Origin of the sequence: Pseudomonas sp. NBRC 111127 (assembly GCF_001320345.1) — a bacterium.
Lineage (GTDB): Bacteria > Pseudomonadota > Gammaproteobacteria > Pseudomonadales > Pseudomonadaceae > Aquipseudomonas > Aquipseudomonas juntendi.
In genome coordinates this window covers 1-20,763 of the sequence record NZ_BCBD01000016.1, presented here as the reverse complement: position 1 = coordinate 20,763, position 20,763 = coordinate 1, and the positions used below count along the sequence as shown (strand labels likewise).

15 protein-coding genes and 1 pseudogene are annotated in these 20,763 nt (G+C 58.8%); 5 read left to right on the top strand and 11 right to left on the bottom strand.

What is annotated here, in order from left to right; genetic code table 11:
- Nucleotides 1–245: 245 nt before the first annotated feature.
- Nucleotides 246–1,088: a 3-deoxy-8-phosphooctulonate synthase gene (gene kdsA / locus APH30_RS05110; protein ID WP_054911859.1), complete on the top strand. Its 843-nt coding sequence runs from the start codon at nt 246–248 to the stop codon at nt 1,086–1,088.
- Between the two features lie 47 nt (nt 1,089–1,135).
- On the opposite strand, the gene APH30_RS27530 is transcribed toward kdsA, so the two are convergent.
- The 11 genes from APH30_RS27530 to APH30_RS05060 all read right to left on the bottom strand — a co-directional run bounded on the left by APH30_RS27530 (nt 1,136) and on the right by APH30_RS05060 (nt 14,663).
- Nucleotides 1,136–1,282, bottom strand: a complete 147-nt coding sequence (locus tag APH30_RS27530; protein ID WP_236184573.1) for a hypothetical protein — start codon at nt 1,280–1,282, stop codon at nt 1,136–1,138.
- 88 nt (nt 1,283–1,370) lie between these two features.
- Nucleotides 1,371–3,377, bottom strand: coding sequence for a nucleoside-diphosphate sugar epimerase/dehydratase (locus APH30_RS05105; protein WP_054911858.1), 2,007 nt, complete (start codon nt 3,375–3,377; stop codon nt 1,371–1,373).
- A gap of 105 nt (nt 3,378–3,482) precedes the next feature.
- Nucleotides 3,483–4,487: a glycosyltransferase family 4 protein gene (locus APH30_RS05100; protein ID WP_054911857.1), complete on the bottom strand. Its 1,005-nt coding sequence runs from the start codon at nt 4,485–4,487 to the stop codon at nt 3,483–3,485.
- Complete coding sequence (locus tag APH30_RS05095) at nt 4,484–5,455, bottom strand: SDR family oxidoreductase (protein ID WP_054911856.1); 972 nt, start codon at nt 5,453–5,455, stop codon at nt 4,484–4,486. Before APH30_RS05095 ends, APH30_RS05100 begins: the two co-directional genes overlap by 4 nt.
- A gap of 141 nt (nt 5,456–5,596) precedes the next feature.
- The gene (locus APH30_RS05090; RefSeq protein WP_029885246.1) at nt 5,597–6,706 is read right to left on the bottom strand and encodes a glycosyltransferase family 4 protein; all 1,110 of its coding nucleotides are present in this window, start codon (nt 6,704–6,706) and stop codon (nt 5,597–5,599) included.
- Entirely contained in the window at nt 6,703–7,845 is a 1,143-nt protein-coding gene (locus APH30_RS05085) for a glycosyltransferase family 1 protein (RefSeq protein WP_054911855.1), read from the bottom strand. The genes APH30_RS05090 and APH30_RS05085 overlap by 4 nt, the downstream gene beginning before the upstream one ends.
- A complete protein-coding gene (locus tag APH30_RS05080; RefSeq protein WP_054911854.1) occupies nt 7,842–8,738 on the bottom strand; it encodes a GDP-mannose 4,6-dehydratase in 897 nt (298 codons plus the stop codon). The genes APH30_RS05085 and APH30_RS05080 overlap by 4 nt, the downstream gene beginning before the upstream one ends.
- On the bottom strand, nt 8,738–9,769 hold the full coding sequence (gene gmd, locus APH30_RS05075) for a GDP-mannose 4,6-dehydratase (RefSeq protein ID WP_054911853.1): 1,032 nt from the start codon (nt 9,767–9,769) through the stop codon (nt 8,738–8,740). Before gmd ends, APH30_RS05080 begins: the two co-directional genes overlap by 1 nt.
- A 326-nt stretch (nt 9,770–10,095) precedes the next feature.
- A complete protein-coding gene (locus APH30_RS05070) occupies nt 10,096–11,511 on the bottom strand; it encodes a TolC family outer membrane protein (RefSeq protein ID WP_054911852.1) in 1,416 nt (471 codons plus the stop codon).
- A complete protein-coding gene (locus APH30_RS05065; RefSeq protein WP_054911851.1) occupies nt 11,508–12,833 on the bottom strand; it encodes an HlyD family type I secretion periplasmic adaptor subunit in 1,326 nt (441 codons plus the stop codon). The genes APH30_RS05070 and APH30_RS05065 overlap by 4 nt, the downstream gene beginning before the upstream one ends.
- Before the next feature lie 12 nt (nt 12,834–12,845).
- On the bottom strand, nt 12,846–14,663 hold the full coding sequence (locus APH30_RS05060) for a type I secretion system permease/ATPase (RefSeq protein WP_054911850.1): 1,818 nt from the start codon (nt 14,661–14,663) through the stop codon (nt 12,846–12,848).
- A 532-nt stretch (nt 14,664–15,195) separates the two neighbouring features.
- On the opposite strand from APH30_RS05060, the gene APH30_RS05055 reads away from it, so the two are divergent.
- From APH30_RS05055 to APH30_RS05040, 4 genes and pseudogenes are all read left to right on the top strand, one after another.
- Nucleotides 15,196–16,077, top strand: a complete 882-nt coding sequence (locus APH30_RS05055; protein WP_054911849.1) for a hypothetical protein — start codon at nt 15,196–15,198, stop codon at nt 16,075–16,077.
- Nucleotides 16,078–16,094: 17 nt separating this feature from the next.
- Nucleotides 16,095–17,522, top strand: coding sequence for a DUF4214 domain-containing protein (locus APH30_RS05050; RefSeq protein ID WP_054911848.1), 1,428 nt, complete (start codon nt 16,095–16,097; stop codon nt 17,520–17,522).
- A gap of 144 nt (nt 17,523–17,666) precedes the next feature.
- Nucleotides 17,667–20,138: a glycosyltransferase family 2 protein gene (locus APH30_RS05045; RefSeq protein WP_054911847.1), complete on the top strand. Its 2,472-nt coding sequence runs from the start codon at nt 17,667–17,669 to the stop codon at nt 20,136–20,138.
- Nucleotides 20,135–20,763: pseudogene (locus APH30_RS05040) on the top strand (glycosyl transferase); the annotation flags it as partial. The gene APH30_RS05045 and the pseudogene APH30_RS05040, both read left to right, overlap by 4 nt.

Here is a 20,763-nt window from a genome sequence, read left to right as displayed (position 1 = left end):
TTCAGGCTGCCAGCAAGGCGGGGGTAAATACCCTGAGCCAGCGCCTTGCCTCAGTGGTCAAATGCGACGACACCTCTGACCGAAATTGAACCCATAAGGGCCGGCCAGAAGCTCCCCTACCCGCCCTTGCTCAAAAAGCAGGAGAAAGGCTGTAGAATCAGCCCATCCACTGTTAGCAAGGGCGTGCTGACCACAATTCCTTTGCCATGTAACCAATGGCTGCCCCTGGGCCTATCGAGTAAAAAATGATCAAGATCAACTCCACCATCGAATGCTCCAACTCGGCTCCTTTTGTGCTGTTCGGCGGCATCAATGTTCTCGAGTCTGAAGACCTGGCGCTGACCGCCTGTGCCGAATACGTGCGCGTCACACAGAAGCTGGGCATCCCATATGTGTTCAAAGCCAGCTTTGATAAAGCGAACCGCTCATCGATCCACTCCTACCGTGGCCCCGGCATGGAAGAAGGGCTGCGGATCTTCGAAAAGGTGAAGGCCGAGTTCGGCGTACCGATCATCACCGACGTTCATGAAATCTACCAGGCGGCCCCGGTCGCGGAAGTGGTCGATGTACTGCAGCTGCCGGCTTTCCTCGCCCGTCAGACAGACCTGGTGGTCGCCCTCGCCAAAACCGGCAAGCCAGTGAACATCAAAAAGCCGCAATTCCTTAGCCCGTCGCAAATGCAGAACATCGTGCACAAGTTCAAGGAAGCGGGTAATGACCAGCTGATCTTGTGTGACAGGGGCACGTGCATGGGCTACGACAACCTGGTCGTGGACATGCTTGGCTTCGGCGTCATGAAACGCACCTGCGAAGATCTGCCGATCATCTTTGACGTTACCCATGCCCTGCAAAACCGTGACCCATCCGGCGCGGCTTCCGGGGGCAGGCGTGAGCAGGTAGTAGAGCTGGCGCGTGCGGGAATGGGCGTGGGCCTGGCCGGCCTGTTCCTGGAAGCCCACCCTAACCCTGATCAAGCCAAGTGTGACGGCCCCAGCGCCCTGCCACTGGACAAGCTGGAACCCTTCCTCGCGCAAATCAAGGCGCTCGATGATCTGGTCAAGTCGTTCCCGCCGTTGACCATTGTTTAAGCTGCGATGATGAACTAGGCCGCTTCTGCGTTAGAAGCGGCCTAGTATCAAGACCCAGGGTTGCCGTCGAAAATCTCGACAACACCGACCATGGCGCCGCCGGGCCCCACCACTACCAGGGCACGGATCTTGTTTTCCAGCATGTAGGCTTCAACAACCGACACGCGGCACGCGGCAATCTGCGGCGATGGCATGAGGGTTCAACGTCATGAATTCGGTAACGGGAGAATGAATGACCTGGTTACCCTTCAGCAAGGCACGGCGCAGACCGAAAAGCAGCAATTAGCTTTTTTGTTGTTGCTGGTAGATCCAGTCGACAATTTCACCTGATGGCGCGTAGCCATTGACCAATTCCCTCAGTAATTGACGGATACGGGCAAAATCATCAACGGCAACAGCGTTGAGCATTACACCCAGACGTTCACGTAAAAATTCCCAGCCTACATAATCTTCATTCGCCACCATGATCATGGGATGAACCGTAGGAGAAACGTCGTCACCGATCAACAACTCTTCAAACAGTTTCTCCCCCGGGCGCAACCCTGTGAACTCAATTGCGATATCGCCGCTGGGGTTCGCTGGACTACGCACGCTAAGGCCCGACAGGTGAATCATTTTTTCGGCCAGCTCTACGATTTTCACCGGCTCGCCCATGTCGAGAACGAAGACGTCCCCGCCTTGGCCCATAGCCCCGGCCTGCACGACCAACTGGGCAGCTTCGGGGATAGTCATGAAATAGCGGGTGATTTTTGGGTGCGTAACCGTGATCGGGCCACCACTTTTGATCTGCTTGTGAAACAACGGTATCACCGAGCCAGAGGACCCCAGTACGTTGCCAAACCGCACCATGGTGAAGCGGGTTTTATTGACTCGCGCAACCTTGCTGCTGTCACCGTACAACACGGGAGCCGTCTCGCGGCTGAGGGCTTGTAAAATCAACTCCGACAGCCGCTTGGTGCCGCCCATTACATTGGTAGGCCGTACTGCCTTGTCGGTGGAGATGAGCACAAAGTTCGCGACGCCTGACTGCAGAGCCGCCTGCGCCGTACAGAGCGTGCCATAGACATTATTCAGAATGCCCTCGGCCATGTTGTGTTCAACCATCGGCACATGCTTGTAAGCGGCCGCATGATAGACAGTGGCTACACGCCAGGTCGCCATCACATCTGCCAGATGTTGCTGATTACGCACTGAGCCCAGAATGGGCAACAGCCTCACCGAAAGCGATTCGCGTGCAATGCGCTGCTCCAGTTCGGTAAGAATCGCGTAGAGGTTGTACTCACTATGATCGAACAGCAGCAATGTAGTAGGCCCGAGCCCGATGATCTGGCGGCAAAGCTCTGAGCCTATGGAGCCCCCTGCCCCGGTAACCAGGACCGTTTGCTTGTAAATACAGCGTTCGAGCAGATCTTCCTGGGCTGGCACTGGGTCCCGCCCAAGCAGGTCGGCAATGTCGACATCCTGAATGTCATCTACCTTGACCCGGCCACTGGCCAGGTCGGCAAAGGCCGGCACGCTGCGCACATGCAGCGGGTAGGGCTCAAGCAGGGCCAGTATCTCCTTGCGCCGGGCGCGCGACACGGAAGGCAGGGCCAACAGGATCTCTTGCGCTCCGGTTTCCTTGATCATCTGCTGCAGATGCTTCGGTTTGTAGACCTGCAAGCCGGAAATGACCCGATTGGCCAGATCGCCATCGTCATCGATGAACGCCACCGGACGCATCACACGGCCCATGCGCAGTGCTGCAAGCAACTGGTTGCCGGCCGTACCGGCGCCATAGATAGCCACTTTGACCAAGCCGTCATCGCGGCTGGCGAACGGTATCTGATGGGCGCCGGTAAACCAGTCACCCATGAAGTACTGGCGCATGACCAGGCGCAACCCGCCAATGATCACCATGCTCAACCACCAATAGTTGAACACGATGGACCGAGGGACGAGGACCTGGTGGTTGCTGTACCAATACACAACCACGGCCAATATCAGCGATGACAGGGTGACCGCCTTGATGATCGCGACCAAGGCGTCATTACCGAAATAACGCATTACCGCCCGGTACATGCCAAAGCGAATGAACAGCGGAATGGCCACCACCGGTGCAGCCATGAACAGCCAGCGATGCTCGACTATAGGGTTGTACATCTCATCGATGCCCAGGCGCACGATGAACGACAACCACAATGCTAGCCAGATCAACACCACGTCGGCGCACACTTGCACCAGGCGTTTTTGCCGCCTGGACAGGTTAACGAGGTATTCACGCACCCTGCTGTTCTTCGCTGCGCTCATCTGGCATGCCTCAGCGCAAAAAGGCTGCGAATGACTGCCGGCGGCGTTTCAGGGGCCAGGCGCAGGGTAGCTTCCCCTGCTGGATGCCTTGCGAGCTTGCTCATCCTATTCTTTTTCCCCTGCTTTATAGATTAACGCCAACCCTATCAGAGGTACGTAGGCCACCAAGGTTCCCAGTGCACCATCGAGCTGAAATACCACGACCACCATAGCAACGGGTAACAGCCAACCCAGGTTGATGGCCGCTACGGCCAAGGTGACTGTGCGGTGGCTGCCGTGGTGGCGGGTCGCGTACTGGTAAGCATGGCTGCGATGCGCTTCGTAAACCTTGTCGCCGCGCAGCAAACGCCGAACCAAGGTAAATGTGGCATCCACCACGAACACACCCAAAAGTATTAACCACCCCCAGAATAATAGCGGGTTTACCCAACCTGCCAGTAACGCCAGCAGGCCCAGCACCATACCGAGGAAACCACTGCCCGCATCACCCATGAAGATGCGGGCAGGGGGGAAATTCCAGCATAGGAAGCCAGCCACCGTCGCAGCCAGCAACAGGGGTAGCCAGGCGTGATGAGCATGATCGGTTACCCAGTACAACAGGCTGGCCCCCACGCAAACGCAGATGGCCTCGACACTGGCGAGGCCGTCGATACCATCCATGAAGTTATAGAGGTTCAGCAGCCATACCAGGTACAGCGCGCCGAATAGGCTGCTCAGCCATAAGGGGGCCAGCGTAAAGCCAAACACACTGATGGGCGGCATGCCCCCCAGCCAAGCGAGGCCCCAGGCCGCAGCCGCAAAATGGCCCAACAGGCGCCAGCGCGCAGCGATATGCCCGTGGTCGTCCATGAAGCCGATCACCGCCACAAGCCCCCCGGCGCCCAGCACCCCGACTACCACGTAAGGTGCGATATGCCCCGTAAGAGCTATACAAAGCGCTGCCAGCAGGAAAGCCACCACAAAGCTCAAGCCGCCGCCGCGCGGCGTAGGCAGAGTATGTGAGCTACGAGCATTGGGGATATCCATCAGGCTACGGGACAGCGCATAACGCCGCAGCGCTGCCGTCATCCACCATGCTGCCACGCCTGCCGCCAAAACGAGCCAGATCATGGGCGGCGCGCTTCCAGCAAAGATTGAGCGGTCATTTTCAGTCCTTGTTCCAACGTGTAGGGAGGGTACCAGCCGAGCAACTGCCGGTTCTTGGCGATATCCACCTGCAGTGAGCCGAGCAGGCGCTGGGCCAGGTCCCGCCGCCCCACCAACTGCGCTGCGCCATGCAACACCCCCACCGGCACAGGAAGCAGGCGTGCCGGCTGCCCCAGCACGCGACCTAGCGCATGCAGCAACTGGCTGAGGGAAACGTCTTCCCCGTCACTGGCCATGAAGGTCTGGTTGGCGGCGTTTGGATGGTCAATGCAGGTAATGATCAGGTCGACCAGGTTGGCCACCGACACCAGGCTGCGACGGTTGTCGAGCTTTGCGAATGGCAGTGGCACACCACGCTGCACCCAACGCATCATGCTATGGAAATTGGCCTTGACCCCCGGCCCGTAGACCAGCGTAGGGCGAATCACAACCACCTGCATCGCGGTAGTCGCTGCCAGCTGGCGCAACCCCTGCTCTGCTTCGAGCTTGGACAGCCCGTAGGCATCCTGCGGTGCCGGCACATCATCAGCATGCAGCGGCTTGCCTGGCTGGCTGAGCTCACCATTGACCTTGACCGAGCTGATGAAGATAAAGCGCCTTACACCTGCGGCAGCGGCCTGGCGGGCCAGATTGAGCGTGCCCTCGACATTGACCCGACGGAACTCGGCCAGGCTGTCGCTGGCAGTTTCCTTCATGACATGCACCCGGGCAGCGGCATGCACCACAGTATCGACACCGGCCAGTGCTGCAGCCCAGTCGGTGCTGGCGGCGAGGTCAGCGATGCGCACCGCTTGCGCACCCGCAACGGGCGCCTGGCCATTGCCACGCAGTGCGGCTCGGGTATCGAAGCCCGCGTTACTGGCCAGCTGACGGCATAGCGCGCTGCCGATGAAGCCGCTTGCACCTGTAACGAGTATCGTGCGTTTTTCCATATAGCTCTGTCTCGAGTCAACGGGGCGCAGGTTTAAACGGAAATTGCCAGGGCGCAACCACTGCCCGATCCACCACCGTGCAACGCGCTTGGGTGCCGCAATGGCCGACCGGACTTGCTGCTTGGCTGCGCGGGTGAACAGCTAAAGCAGGCTACGATAGAGTTCGGCATAGCCAGACGCCATGGCCGATGCGGTGAATACCTGCTCATAGCGCTGCAACGCCCGCCCTCCCATGGTTTGGGCCATGGCCGGATCGTCCCACAACCGTTGCATGGCTTGCGCCAGCGCTGCGGCATCGCGTGGAGGCACTACCAGCCCCGTCTCGTCGGCCAGGTTGATGAACGTGGTGCCCGATCCCATTTCGCAGGAGATAAGCGGTTTGCCATACATGGCCGCCTCCAGCAGCGAGATGCCGAACGACTCCGAACGCAGGTGGGACGGGAAAGCGAAGGCGTAGCACAGTTCAAGCAACGCCGCCTTGTCGTCATCCGGCAGCCCGCCCAGGAACTGGACATTGTGCAACCCCGCCTCCGCCGCCTGCTGCTTCAGCTGATGCTCAAGGAAGCCGCCCCCCATGATCACCACCGGCAAGCCGTTGATACGCGCGGCTTCCAGCAAATAATCCAGGCCCTTGTAATAGCGCAAGGCGCCAACGAACAGGAAAAAACGCTCGCCCAGGCGTTGCCGCCAATAGGCCAGCTTCTCGGCACTGGCGGCGGGATAAGTGGACCGGTCCAGACCATAGGGAATTATGGCGACCTTGTCTTTGAACTGGGTCAGCACCGGGCTATGCGCGGCGTAATTCGGCGAAGATGCAACTATACGATCAACGCTGGAAAAGAACCGCCGCATCAAGGGCTGGTAGAGCTTGAGCAGCCACTTTTGCTTGACGATATCGGAGTGGTAGCTGACCACGGTCGGTTTGTTCAGCCGGGCCAGGAAGTGCACAACATCCATGTACGGCCAGGGGAAGTGGTAATGCACGATGTCTGCCTGCCTGGCGAGTTCGGCAAAATCCTTCATTGCCGACAGCGAAAAGCCCGTGGAGGCGACGTGCAAATCGAGCTTGGCCCGATGGGTGCGGTGGTTGGCCACGCGTTCGTCACGCCCTGAGCCCCGTGGGCTGAGGTAGAGCACTTCAGGTTCAACGCCGTGGGCTTGAGTCCCTTCGGCAATCTGGAAGATTACCTGCTCGATACCGCCCATGGAGTCCGGATAGTACGTTTTGAAAAAATGCAGAACCTTTATCATCTTTCCCTGACCGACTTGTAAACCTCGACCGTTGCCTGGGCACAGCGCTCCCACGAGAAGCCGCCGGCATGCAACAGGCCCTGCTGCACCGCCGTTGCCCGCCAGGCTTCGTCCTCAAGCCCTTTCTGCAACAATGCAGTCAACCCTTCTACATCATCAGGTGCGCACATCAGCGCAGCCGGGCCTGCCACCTCAGGCAGCGACGAGCTGTTGGAGCACACAACGGGCACCCCGGAGCTCATGGCTTCAAGTACCGGCAAGCCAAACCCTTCGTAATGCGACGGGAAGGTGAACAGGCGCGCGCCGGCGAACAGCAAAGGCAGGTCTGCGCTGGCCACGAACCCGAGGTAGTGGGCCCAACCTTGCTGCTGCGCCTGGGCGATACGGTCATGAATGGCTTCGCTGCGCCAACCATGGTAACCGGTAAGAATCAACGGCCAGCGTTGGCGCAGGGCCAGCGGCAGACGACTGTAGGCATCCAGTAGCGAGACGATGTTCTTACGCGGCTCGATGGTGCCAACGAACAGGCTATAGCCGCCCGGTTGCAGGCCATGGCGGGCCAGAGCCTCACGCAGGGCATCGGGGCTGCGGGGGTGAAACTGTGGTGAACTGGCCAGGGGTACCGCGTGAATCCGGTCCAGCGGCCAATTGAAATAGTCGGCCAGTTCCTGTCGCATGCAGTGCGATACGGTAATCAAGGCATCTGCACGCTTGAGGCTTTGCGTAAGCTCCTTTTGCAGATACCGCGCGATTTGCGGCGTATGGCAGTGCGCCCAAGTGAACGGCGACAAATCGTGAAACGTCGCGACCCGCGGACCCGCGAATGGCGGCAAGTAAAAGTTGGTACTGTGATAGATGAAGTCTTCATGCCCGCGCAGCGCTTGCTTGCGCAAAATGGGCATCAGCCGCCGGTACACTTCCACAGCCAGTGCGTTTTTCTGCACAAAGCGCTTCAGGCCGTGCACAGCGTCGGACTGGTCAGAAGGTGAAACCAGTTCGGGCAAAAACTTGCGACCAGCAAACAGCCGCAACTCGCTGATTTCCTCAGCGTGCTGCAGCCGCGAGGCTAATTCATAGGTATAACGCCCAATGCCGGTGAGCGGAAAGCGCACCGACTCTACAGAAAGGATAAGCTTCATTTATCAGCAAGCATCCAACCCAGCGTTTCATCCAGCGACGGGGTTTCCCAGCCAGGTAACAAGGCCCGCAGCTTTGCGTTGTCACCACACAGGGTTTTGACCTCGTTAGCGCGGACAAAAGCCGGATTCACCTGTACCTCGAGTTGGTGCCCCGTAATAGCCGAGCACTTCCCGATCACTTCGCGCAACGAATGGGTTGTACCAGAGCTGACATTGATCGCCTGCCCGACCGGCCGTGCTTCGATCAAGCCACGATAGGCCTGGACAACCGCGCGCACGTCACTGAAGTCGCGCCAGACATCCAGGTTGCCAAGCTCGATCACTTCGGCCTTGCGGCGAAAGTGCGAGACGATCTTGGGTAGCAGGAAGTTGTCTGCCTGCCCAACACCGGTGTAGTTGAAGGGCCGCGCGATAACGATAGGCAGCCGATCGCACCACAACCTGGCCATGTATTCCATGGCCAGTTTGCTGACCGCGTAATCATTGGCGGGCGCCGGCGGCGTCTGCTCGTTCAGCAGCCCTTCGGAAACGTTGCCGTAAACATTGGCACTGCTGGCAAGCAACACACACTCAGGTGTTTTGCCGCAGGCCGCAATAGCTTTGAGCAGGTTGCGCGTACCTATCAGGTTGACCTGATAGAACGCGTCGGCAGCACCATGCCCTACAAAAGCAATGGCAGCCAGATGGACGATGACATCCGGCTGCAGTTCGGCCAGCAACGCGCGTAACCCAGGCCCATCGACAAGGTCGACCTGACGGTAGTCAGGGGCCTGCAGGGGCTGGCTGCCAGTGCCGAAAACTTCATAGCCAGCAGCTCGTAGTTCTGCCGCCATGTAGCGGCCGGTGAACCCGTGTATACCTGTGATGAGTGCGCGTTTGCTGGCCATTTGCATCAGAACGAGAACCCTTGTTCGTTACGACGCAGGTCGGCTTCGACCATCATGCGGCACAGCTCTTCGAGGCTGGTCTTGGGCTCCCAGCCCAGCACATTCTTGGCCTTTTCCGGGTTGCCGATAAGCAGTTCGACTTCGGCTGGGCGGTAGAATTTCGGGTTGATGACAACCAGTACCTTACCGGTTGCAGCGCAGCTGCCCTGCTCCGCTTCGTCTTTGCCGCTCCACTTGATTTCAATACCAACTGCCTTGAAGGCCATGGTAACGAAGTCGCGTACGGTTTCGGTACGGTTGGTGGCGAGCACGAAGGTATCCGGTTCGTCAGCCTGCAGCATGCGCCACATGCCCTCAACGTATTCCTTGGCGAAGCCCCAGTCACGTTTTGCGTCGAGGTTGCCCAGCTCAAGCTTGTCCAGCAGGCCCAGCTTGATCTTGGCTACCGAGTCGGTGATCTTGCGGGTCACGAACTCACGGCCACGCAGTGGCGACTCGTGGTTGAACAGGATGCCGCTGGTAGCGAAGATGTTATACGACTCACGGTAGTTGATGGTCATCCAGTGAGCGTAGAGCTTGGCCACGCCGTAAGGGCTGCGCGGGTAGAACGGGGTGGTTTCGACCTGCGGAATTTCTTGCACCTTGCCGAACATTTCCGAGGTGGAAGCCTGGTAGAAGCGCGCCTTGGGGTTAACGATACGAATGGCTTCGAGCAGGTTGACCGCGCCCAGGCCGGTGATTTCGGCGGTGGTCAGCGGTTGCTCGAACGACACACCCACAAAGCTTTGTGCGGCGAGGTTGTATACCTCGGTGGCCTCGGTGGTTTGCAGCAAACGGATGCTGGCCGACAGGTCGGTGAGGTCGTATTCGACCAGGTGCAGGTTAGGGTTGGTATGGATACCCAACTCCTCGATGCGCCAGAAGTTGACCGAGCTGGTGCGACGGTAGGTGCCGTAAACGGTATAACCTTTGTCCAGCAGCAGTTCCGCCAGGTAGGCGCCGTCTTGACCAGTGATCCCCGTAACGATTGCTTTCATGCGACTTAACCAACTCCGATAGTGCCGTGCGGGCATGGATAAATGATGGAACCACGCGGGCCGTTCCTGCCGCGCGTGTAAAGATTTGATGCGGAAGTATACATAGGTCGGACGGAGGACTCGACTCGCAAAATAACCGCGTGGCGGGTTGAGCCATTTACGGCTTGCCGGCCAGCGCCTTGGGGAAGGTGCAACGGATGAACGACCTAGCTGATGAGCTAAAGGATAAGTACCCGCGCAATGGCTTGCCAGCATCTAGCGTGTAGGAAAGGTCTGAAACGGAAGGCGGGGCCCATGTGGACCGCTGCCTGCCGTCGGGCGCTCAATCAGCCGCGCGCATTGACCCGCGCCACATCACCACCCGGCAGGCTGGTTTCAGGCACCGGGCTAAGCCAGACATTGACATTGTGGACGCTTTCCTCGGTCAACTCCCCTGCCCAGCGGTTCAGCAGAAACAGGTTGGTGATGAAGTCGTACTGAGTTTTCAGCAGGTCGCGCCGGGCCTTGAATTCGTTCTGAACTGCGGTCAGCACATCCACGGCATTGACCACGCCGAAAGAAAATGCCTTCTGCGCCGCCAGGCTGGACTGCTGCGCCGATGACAACGCATTGCGGTTGGCGCGAATTTTCTCGACAGCGGCCTGAGCGGTAAGGTAGGCAGTGGTAGTTTCCTTGACCACCTGGCGCCGCACGCCCTCCAACTGCTCTTCAGCTGCCAGCTGATCATCGTACAGCCCACGCACCCGAGCAGAAGTGGAACCCCCGCTGTAGATCGGGATTTTCAACCCCAGCGACGCTACATAGCTGTCACTGCGCGGCGTTTGGGTGTTGTCATAACCTTGGTCGTTCTGCTGCGCAGTCAAGCTCAGGCCCAACTGCGGATAGTGCTCACCCTTGCCTTCGCGCACCGCCGCTGTGGCTGCGTCTGCTCCACTTTGGTACGACTTGAGCATCGGGTTGGTTTCAATAGCCTGAGTGACCCAGTTCTGCAAGGGGCGGGTAGGCGCCTGCAACGCCACGTCATTACGAACCCGGCTAAGCGGCTCGGTAATCGGGCGCCCGACAATCTCGGCCAACGCCTCGCGGCTGACCTGCACCTGGTTGCGCGCTTCCACTTCCTGCGCAAGCAAAAAGTCTACTCGCGCCTGCATATCCAGCTTGTCGGTGATCTTGGCCATTTGCCGGTCGAACATGCTACTGACGCGGTCAAGGTTTTTCTGGGTGGCCCGGCGCTCCGCCTGGACCAGGGCCAACTCGTCGTCTGCCGCCAGCGCTACGAAGTAGCGCTTGGCCAGGTCGACCGTGGCCTCCGCCAAGATATCCTCCGCCTCAAACCCCTTCTGTGCCTTGAGGCTCTTGGACTTCTGGTAACGCTCCCAAGCCGGCTTGTTGTACAGATACTGGGTCAAGCTGAGCGAATAGGTTTCGGTGTTGTAGATGTCGCGCTCGAGTTCGTTCTTCCGCAGAATGCGGCTGGAGTTGGCATTGGCCGACACCTGGGGCAACAACCCACCCAGCGCGGCACGCTGCTGCTCACTCGCAGAGCGCGCCCGTGCGTAAGCCGCCAACACCCGCGGGTCTTCAAGGCGCGCCTCCCGGTACAACCCGGCCAGGTCCAACGCATAAGTAGAAGCCGACACGCCCTTCGGAGCAACGCCTTCGCCACCCCTCCCCTCCACGGCCACCGCCTGCCAGGCGACCATGCACAATATTACTCCCGGTAGCAAACGCAGCACGATCATTCCTCAATCAGCGATTCAGCGAACATGTTGCGCGCCGGTTTCAGCAGGTACTGCAGCATGGTGCGGTCGCCTGCATTGATCAAGACTTCGGCCGGCATGCCAGGTTGCAGCTTGCGACCGGCCAGTTTCTTCATGCCGTCTTCGGTGACTTTAACGCGCACCAGGTAGTACTGATCGCCCGAGCGCTCATCAACCAGGCTGTCCGCCGAAATGCGCGTCAGCTTACCCTCGATGATCGGCGTAGTGGCTTGGTTGAAAGCCGAGAAGCGGACGTCCGCAGTTTTGCCCAATTCCAGCCGGTCGATATCCCGCGGGGCTACTTTGGCTTCTACTACAAGCTCGGACTGCGCTGGCACGATATCCAATAGCGGCGTTGCGGCACTGACGACACCGCCAATGGTGTGCACCTTCATATCCAGCACCATGCCGCTTTCAGGGGCACGGATAACTACGCGGGAAAGGCGATCGCGAAGCGCTGCTTCCTTTTCCTGCAGGTCGAACACCTGAGCCTGTACGTCGGAAAGCTCCTTGGCAACATCGGCATCGAACTTCTTCTTCAACTGCACGATTTGCAGTTCGGTCTCGCCAATCTGCAACTTGGTCTTGGTGATGCTGGACTGGTGGTCAGCCACTTCGGTCTTGAGCATGTCAAGCTTACGCTCCTGCTCCAGCAACCGCTGGTTGTCGACAAACCCTTCCGCCAGCAACTCTTTCAGTTGCTTGATTTCACCCGAATAGGACTTCTCAAGGCCTGTCTTGGTGCGAATCATGTCGTTCAAGCCAGCAATCTGCTGCTGCATTTGCTGGATGCGCTCGCGGTTGACAGAAATTTCGCCCTGCAAAGAATCATGCCGCGCCTTGAACACTTGCTGCTCCCCGGCCAACGCTTCCTGGGCACGACTGGAGTCGGTGCCCTCCATCGTCACCGAAGGGATCGACGCCAGGCCGTCGCGCTCGGCGCGCAGGCGTGCCTCTTTATAGCGTGCAACGATAAGCTGGTTGCGGGTGGACTCGTATTCAGCGCTGAGCTGTGACTCGTCCAGCACTATCAGCGGGTCCCCTTTGTTCACCAGGTCACCATCCCGGGCATGCAACTCTTTGACGATACCGCCTTCCAGGTGCTGCACGGTTTTGCGATAGTTCTGCACGGTGACCACGCCGGTGCCGTGCACTGCGTTGCTCAAAGGGGCGAAAGCCGCCCAGGTACCGAAAATGCCGAAGGTGACAAAGACGATGGTCAAACCAATCCGGCGTATACCGCGGTCCGACGTTGGCATGTCATCGAAATTGTGGTCGAAATTTGTAATTGCTTTACTGCTCATCTAGAAGTCCTTTCAAACGCCAGTACTGGTAGTGGCGGGCACAACCGCCGCCGGCCCAGCAGGGGCAGCATCTGGCGCGGGTGGAGCAGTTGGCGCAGTGGCAGGCGCCTGGGCAGCCGCCGCTTGCGCCCCACGCTGCTGAAGCTTGGCTTGCTGGGCGGCCAGTTCAGCGATAACGCGATCGCGCTCGCCGTACAGCGAAATGGTGCCGCCGGCCATTACCAGAATACGGTCCAGGCGGGTAAGGATATTGGGGCGGTGAGAGACGATAAATACCGTGGCGCCAGTTTGCTTGAGCTTTTGCAGGGCCACGCCCAATGCACGCTCGCCCACATCGTCCAGGTTGGAGTTCGGCTCGTCGAGCACGATCAGGCGCGGGTTGCCGTAAATGGCGCGCGCCAGACCGATCCGTTGGCGCTGACCGCCCGATAAGTTCACGCCCTCACTACCAATGACCGTGTCGTAGCCATCTGGCAACATCAGGATCATTTCATGCACACCTGCCATTTGCGCGGCTTGCACTACTTTTTCAGGGTCAACCTTGTCGAACCGCGCGATGTTTTCGCTGATGCTGCCCTCGAACAGTTCGATGTCTTGCGGCAAATAGCCCACATACGGGCCCAGCGCCTGTTTATCCCAGCTGGCAATATCGGCGCCATCAAGACGCACCACGCCATGCTGCGGCGGCCAGATCCCCATCAATGCGCGCACCAGCGTGGATTTGCCTGCCGCACTCGGGCCAACGATGCCCACGATTGAACCTGCCGGCGCTACAAAACTGATGCTTCGCAATACAGGAGCTTTGGCACCAGGGGGCGCTACGATCAGGTTCTCGACCTGGATGTGGCCTTCTGGCGCAGGCAATGGCATACGCTCAGGCTCATTGTTCAGGTCATCCATCACTTTGTTGAGGCGGTCATATTGCACTTTGGCTGCGACAAAGCCTTTCCAGCTGCTGATCATCTGGTCGATCGGCGCTAGCGCACGCCCCAGCAGCAGCGAACCCGCCATCAACAACCCGGGGTTGATTTCATGGGTAACGACCAGATACGCGCCAATGGCCAGCATGATCGACTGCGACCACATACGGAACGTTTTAGAGGTAGAGCTTACGATCCCACCTTTGTCACTGGCCTGTGACTGCAGCATCATGATGTTGCGTTGGCGTTTAGCCCACCGGTTCATCAGCGTCTCGAGCATACCCATAGACTCGATCACTTCGGCGTTACGCAGCGTCTTGGTCGTTACCACGTTGGAAGCCACGTTCTCTTTGTTGGCCGCAGCCAACGCCTGCCCTGTAAGACGGTGGTTGACGACAGCCAGCACCGACAGAACGGCACCACACGCCAGCGTCATCCAGCCGAACCACGGGTGAAAGAGGAACATCACGATGGTGTAAATCGGAAACCAGGGAGCATCGAAGAAAGCAAACAAGCCTGGCCCAGTAAAAAATTGGCGCAAGGCTGTGAGGTCATTCAAGGATTGCGCAGTTGCATCCGCACCACCACTGGTCAGCGCGCGCTTGAAGCTTGCACGGTATACATCCCGACTGAGCAACACATCCAGACGGTTACTGATACGAACCATGATGCGAGAACGTACCCACTCCAGTGCCCCCATTGTGAGTAGCAGCACGGTCAGGATCAGCGTCAACATGAGCAATGTTGAAGTGCTGCTGGAGGGCACGACTCGACCCGATACCTGGATCATGAAGAAGGTAGGCACCAGCATCAGCGCGTTGACGAAGAAGCTGAAGAAACCGACCGAAAGGAAGCTGCTTTTACAAGCTTTAAGGGCAGCTTGCAGATTATTTTCGGATTGTGAACTCATGGTATCCATACTGAGAAAGGCGGAAGCGGCAGGCAGTGTAACACCCGCATAGGTACGTCTGGCTCTCAGATTATCCGGAAACCAGCTCGTTCCCCGACCAGCCGCGATTATTCATGAAAGTTTGCTGAGCAATCCGGCCCTGAACCTCCACCGTTCGCCAGACGCAACACAAGGCGACAAACGGCTAGTAGGTCAAACCTTCCTGCAAAGGCTTAGTCAAAAAAATCAGGCCGAGGCGAAACCTGCGTAGCGCTTTGGATAGGCTGCTGATTTTTCTGATATTTCTCTCCAGCCTGGGTAACCCTATTATTTTTGTCGGGTACTAAAACCAGCCCCTCGAGAGCGCGAAAGCCAGCGCTAAGTTCCGGAAGGATATGAAATTTTTTTTAGATTTCTTGGTTGACAACCCTTCCCTCGGACGGCATCTTCGCCACTCGCAGGGAGCCTTAACCGGCCGCTTGGTGCACGCACGGGTTTGAGCAAGTTAGCTACCAGTGTTTTTGCTTAAAAGGAGCTTAACAACGCCATGTCTATGCCTTCGCAGACCCTTGACGGCCTGAAAATCAGTTCCCGGGTTACGCTGCTCGAGCCGGGCATGTACATCTTCCGCTACGCCTCGCAGCCACCTGCCGACAAGCCGGTGTGCATCGCTCTACAGCAAGCACCATTGGGCAAAGGCTCCATCGACTTCTTCCCCGCCGAGGGCGTCAGCAAAAACATGCTGACCAAACTGGGCGACACCATTGTGGCTCGGGTCAAAGGTGGTGTAACCACCGTTCTGATTACCGAATACCACATGTTCGACGAAGTGATCGACCCGATCGACCTTCGCATCGACCGCATTGATACCTCGCCGGCCATCATGCGCACCTATGCCGTTGTCGCGACTGCTGAGCCAGCCCAGGCCATTACAGCCAGCGCCAAACCCTTGCCCATCACGCTTACCGCCCACCTGAAAAAGGCGGGTGAGGTAACCTCCAATGAGGGTTGGGTAGGTGCACCCGGTACCGAAGACTTCATTGAATCGTTTGCCGTCGAATGGGCTGAAAAACCGGTAGGCGTAGATTTGCTCTACACCTGCATGGTGGCTGGCTCAGGGCCTTGTCGCAATGTGTCGACGGGGACGTTCGTCGGCGCCAAGGCGCAGGGCCTACCACTACTGTGTGTTGGTTTCAGCCTTGTCGGCCCTCTGCGCAAACACTACGAATTGACTGGCGTTGTGGTGTTCGGCAATGCCGAACCACAACGCCTGGTCGCCAATCAGATGATGCATGGCCCCACCGGCAACGAGCCGCTGGTGGCGCTGCATATCGCCCTGACCCCCGTTACGAAGATGAACGCTGCCCGCCTTAAGTCTCCGTGGGAAAACTCTGCAACTGAGCAGACTACTATTGCAGCAGGCCAACCGGCCTGAAGTAACAGGAATACACCATGCAATACGATAATCCCGTATCGAGCAGCGACGTACAAGCTACTCTGACCGCCGAAAGCGCCAACCTGTCCGACTCCACCATCGAGGCCATCAACAGCCTGCTGAACCTGGATAACGCAGAGACCGTTTCGGTTGCTGGTATCACCGGCACTACCGTTCAGCTGCCAGAATCCGGTGCTGCCAGCATCGTTCAAGGCACTGTTGAAGGCGTTAAAGGCGACACCGTGGTACTGGACCTGGCCGCAGCTGAAGCTGCTGGCGCCAGCGTTTACCACCTGCAGAGCGACGCCAACCTGATCGTGAACCTGGAAGGCCAAGCTGCTGCCCCAGCTGCCGACGTTCAAGCCTTCGCACTGGCTGCGGTCGACACCTCGGCTATCGAACTGGTAGTAGCTACCGGCAACGGTGACGACGTAATCACCGTTAAAGGCGACCAGAACACCCTGATCGACGCTGGCGACGGCAACGACACCATCGTTACCGGCAATGGCGACAACGTAGTTATCGCTGGTGCTGGCAACAACAACGTGACTACCGGTTCGGGCAATGACACTGTCATCCTGAGCGGCAGCGACCACGCTGACATCGTCAACACTGGCGAAGGTTACGACGTTGTTCAACTGGACGGCTCTGCCGAAGACTATGACTTCGCAGTCGGCAACAACTTCACCGTGAACCTGACCGGCAACCAGACCGCTGCTATCAGCAACGCTGAGTTCCTGTCGTTCGCCAACGGTGACACTGTAGCCCTGGCTCACAGCGACGAAGAAGCAGCAGCCCTGCGCCTGTACCAAGGCATCCTGGGTCGCGACGCTGACCTTGAAGGCGCCAAGGCATTCACCGGCCTGGTGAACGAAGGTACTTCGCTGACTGACATCGCCAACCAGTTCCTGAACTCTGCCGAGTTCGGCGGTGCTGCTACCGAAGCCAGCATCAACGACCTGTACAACACCCTGCTGGGCCGCAACGCTGACGAAGCTGGCTCCGATGCATGGCAGGCTGTACTGGCCAACGGCGCTTCGCTGGCCGACGTAGCTGCAGCTATCGCTGTGTCTGAGGAAGCTCAGGACCGCGACCAGTCCAATGGCGACTTCGTCCGTGACCTGTACACCAGCGTTCTGGGCCGCGAAGCCGACGAAGCTGGCCTGGACGCTTGGGTATCCCAGCTGTTCAACGGCACCAGCCGCGCAGACGTTGCCAAAGGCATCGTTGGTTCGGTTGAAGCTACCGACAAGTCCAACAGCGACTTCATTGACGCTCTGTACCAGTCGGCTACCGGCCGTGCTGCTGACGACGCTGGCAAAGCTGCTTGGGAAGCTGTACTGGAGAACGGCGGCACCCACGCCGACGTAGCTCTGGGCATCGTTGGTTCCGCCGAAGCTATCGCTCACATCGACAACGTCGTTGTACTGCACGGCCAAGTGTAACTAGCCCTGCTGTAGCGCTGCGTATGTCCGGCCTCAGGGCCGGGCATATGCCAAAGGGGCGACTTTCGGGTCGCCCCTCTTTTTATTATCTGTAGCCAAGCCAAGCTTATGTCCAGACAACTCGACCATGGGCGAGAGACGCTCATGGGCATCTTCCACCGCCACCGTCAGGCCAACGAGCATGACGCGGCGGCAACTGCACTCGAACGTGCGTTGCAGGTTCCCGAGTATCGGGCCGAAGCACTCGTATGGAAAGGCATCGCGGCCTTGCCGCAGACGCCCGAGCTGGCTTTTTTATATTTTGCCAATGCCGCCAGGGCATTGCCCGAGCGGGCCGACGTTCACGCGTTGGTGGGGCGCAGCCTACTGGCGCAAGGCCACTTCGAGATGGCCACGCGCTACCTTACAAATGCCTGGAAACTTCAACCCAACGATCTGGCGCTGCGGCTGACCCTGTGGGAGGCTCGTAGCCGGTCAGAAACGCCTGCCGAGTTGCGACGCACGATCCTGGCTCACTTGCCCGATATCCAGACAGGTAAAGAGCTCGGGTTGGTAGTCAAGCTGCTGGCGGCGCAAAGCGACGCCCCGGGCACTATTGGTGTTGTGCGCTATCTGCCGGAACAGAAGGAAATTCAGGGCTGGGCGATCGACTTGCAGAATCTGCAAGCGCCCGCAGCGCTGCAGATTGAAGCCAATGGCGCTCGCATTAACGCGACTGCCAGCGCCGCCCACCCGCTGCTTGGCGCAGCGGGGCTGCCAGCGAACCATGGTGGTTTGCGGGTGAGCGTGCCTAACCCGACCCCTGCAGTGCACGTTCAATTTGCCAACGGTATGCCCCTGCTAGGCAGCCCGGTTTACGCCATGCCGGTCTTCGTTCCGCCTGCTAGCGTAGGTGGCGGCGAAAACAACCCAGTGGATGTGCTGATTCCGGTCTATAACGGCCTTGAGGAAACACTGGAGTGCATCAACAGCGCGCTGGACGCCCGCAAATTGAACCGCACCCCGCACCGCCTGGTGGTTATCGAAGACAAGACGCCGGTCCCTGCCCTGGCCAAGGCACTCAAGGTGCTTGCTGCCAAGGGCAAGATCACGTTGATCAACAACGCCGTCAATCTCGGTTTCATCCGTACCATGAACCGCGCCATGGCCCTTAGCCCGAGCAAGGACGTGGTGTGGCTCAACGCTGATACCCGCGTGCACGGCGCCTGGCTGGATCGGTTGCGGGCAGTTGCTTATAGCGACGAACGCATTGCGTCGGTAACGCCGTTCACCAATAACGGCGAGCTGATGAGCTTCCCCCGTAGCCAGATCTGCCACGAAATGCCCAGCGCCAAGGCCCAGGCCGAACTGGATGAACTCGCCCGGCAGGTGGCCAGCCCGCCCGTTGAAATCGAGACGGGCTGCGGCTTTTGCCTCTATATCAAGCGGGCCGCACTCGACCAGGTAGGCTACCTGGACGAAGTACACCTGGCACGGGGCTACGGTGAAGAAACCGACTGGTGCCTGCGCGCCCGCAGCCACGGCTGGCGGCACATGGGGGCGCCTAACGTGTTTGTGGCACACCAGGGTGGTATTTCGTTCGGTGCCGAGAAGGTAATGCGGGTGGCGGTGAACAACGCAACCTTGCGCCAACGCTACCCCGACGCATCCAGCAGCTATCAAGCATTCTGCCTGCGCGACCCTATCAAGCCTGCACGCCAGGCTTTACAGCAAGCGCGCCTAGAGCACTTGGTACGTAAACCGGCGAGCGAGCGAAATCTCAGTTGGCAGATGGGTGAGGACAGAACGCTCTTCATTCACGATGGCTCAAATGACGATGCCGCTTTCAGCTTGGCTTATCACCACAACAGTCATCGAACTTGGGTAGTGCTGACCGCCCCATTGTGCCCCTTGCCTCTGAATCTGGAGTACGAACTGCCGGGCGATTTCACTCACTTGGTCGAATGCCTGCGCAGCCTGCCATTGCAGGCAATGTTGTTCCAGAACCTTGCCCGCTGCCCGATTGGCTTATGTGATCTGCCGGCAATGCTGGACATTCCGTACCGCATTCTGTGCAACGACGACCGCTTGCTCGATCCGCGGGGTGATTATGACTGGCGGCGTTTTGCTCGCGAAGCGGCTAGCGTTCAGTTGCCATGGCCAGCGCTACAACCTGTTTACAGCGATGCGCTGCCAGATTCCAAGTTAGTAATAGAAGCGACTGCGGTAACCAGCGGGTTGACTGTGCATATGCCTCAATCACTCGTCATTGGTGACAGCCTGCGCGATGCCAGCATTGCCCAGCATTGGCTGGATGTTGCAAGGCATATTAAACGCGCGGAATTGTCCATCCGTTTGGTTGCGCCAAGCGATGGCCCCCTGCTGAAACAACTGCAAGCCACCGGTTCCGTTCATGTGCTGCCCGACTTGAATGGCTTCACCTTGGCCGAGCGAGCCCAAGCCGCCGGATGTGATGCTGTGCTCAGCCTGGCTGAATATCCTGGCAGCGACTGGGCGGCCCCTCGCTTGGCAGCCCAGCTGGGTATACCGCTGTTCGCACCCTCCAATTTGTTGGCAAGCGACACAGGGGCCGCAGCCCTGACCGCCTTGCCTTTCACCCTGAGCCTGCTCCAATGACCGAACACCTTCTGGATCAAAAGCAAACGGCTCAGCCGGTCGCCCTACCCGCCTTCAGCGGCGCCATATTTGGCCTTCAGGGGGACGTACTGCACGGCTGGGCGATGGACAACACGCAACCGGAAAACCGGCCTGTCATCGAGGTGTTCATCGATGGAGCCAGCGTTGCTCTGGCACGCGCCGACCAATATGAGCCTAACGCGCCAATGGGCGACCAGTACCATGGCTTTGCCGTGCAATTGCGCCAGCGCTGGCTTGACGAGGCATGCTTGATCACCGCACGCATCGCCAACCAGTCATTCGAATTGGAAGGTCAACTGTCGCTCCCGGCAGCACCCAGTGACGACAGTGCCTCGATTGCGTCCCAGGTTTGGCATACAGGCGGCTTGCGTGTCGGTGGTTGGTGCTGGGATCCAAAGGCACCTGATCGACATGTGGAGGTTACGGTACGGGAAGGCGATCAAGTGGTTGGTCGGGCGGTATGTAATGAGCACAACCAGGCCTTGGCGTACCGCGCCACTAGTGACCACGGATTTGGCATCGATCTGCCTTGGGAGTTGGCCGATGGCAAGGTGCATGTGCTGGAAATCGTCAATGATCTTGGACAGCAACTGACGGGTAGCCC

Coding starts and splice junctions, on each gene's coding strand:
- APH30_RS05050 (WP_054911848.1), top strand. CDS start 16,095: ATGCAATACGATAATCCCGTATCGAGCAGCGACGTACAAGCTACTCTG.
- APH30_RS05045 (WP_054911847.1), top strand. CDS start 17,667: ATGGGCATCTTCCACCGCCACCGTCAGGCCAACGAGCATGACGCGGCG.
- APH30_RS27530 (WP_236184573.1), bottom strand. CDS start 1,282: ATGCCATCGCCGCAGATTGCCGCGTGCCGCGTGTCGGTTGTTGAAGCC.
- APH30_RS05060 (WP_054911850.1), bottom strand. CDS start 14,663: ATGAGTTCACAATCCGAAAATAATCTGCAAGCTGCCCTTAAAGCTTGT.
- kdsA (WP_054911859.1), top strand. CDS start 246: ATGATCAAGATCAACTCCACCATCGAATGCTCCAACTCGGCTCCTTTT.
- APH30_RS05090 (WP_029885246.1), bottom strand. CDS start 6,706: ATGATAAAGGTTCTGCATTTTTTCAAAACGTACTATCCGGACTCCATG.
- APH30_RS05105 (WP_054911858.1), bottom strand. CDS start 3,377: ATGAGCGCAGCGAAGAACAGCAGGGTGCGTGAATACCTCGTTAACCTG.
- APH30_RS05070 (WP_054911852.1), bottom strand. CDS start 11,511: ATGATCGTGCTGCGTTTGCTACCGGGAGTAATATTGTGCATGGTCGCC.
- APH30_RS05100 (WP_054911857.1), bottom strand. CDS start 4,487: ATGATCTGGCTCGTTTTGGCGGCAGGCGTGGCAGCATGGTGGATGACG.
- APH30_RS05065 (WP_054911851.1), bottom strand. CDS start 12,833: ATGAGCAGTAAAGCAATTACAAATTTCGACCACAATTTCGATGACATG.
- APH30_RS05055 (WP_054911849.1), top strand. CDS start 15,196: ATGCCTTCGCAGACCCTTGACGGCCTGAAAATCAGTTCCCGGGTTACG.
- APH30_RS05080 (WP_054911854.1), bottom strand. CDS start 8,738: ATGCAAATGGCCAGCAAACGCGCACTCATCACAGGTATACACGGGTTC.
- APH30_RS05085 (WP_054911855.1), bottom strand. CDS start 7,845: ATGAAGCTTATCCTTTCTGTAGAGTCGGTGCGCTTTCCGCTCACCGGC.
- gmd (WP_054911853.1), bottom strand. CDS start 9,769: ATGAAAGCAATCGTTACGGGGATCACTGGTCAAGACGGCGCCTACCTG.
- APH30_RS05095 (WP_054911856.1), bottom strand. CDS start 5,455: ATGGAAAAACGCACGATACTCGTTACAGGTGCAAGCGGCTTCATCGGC.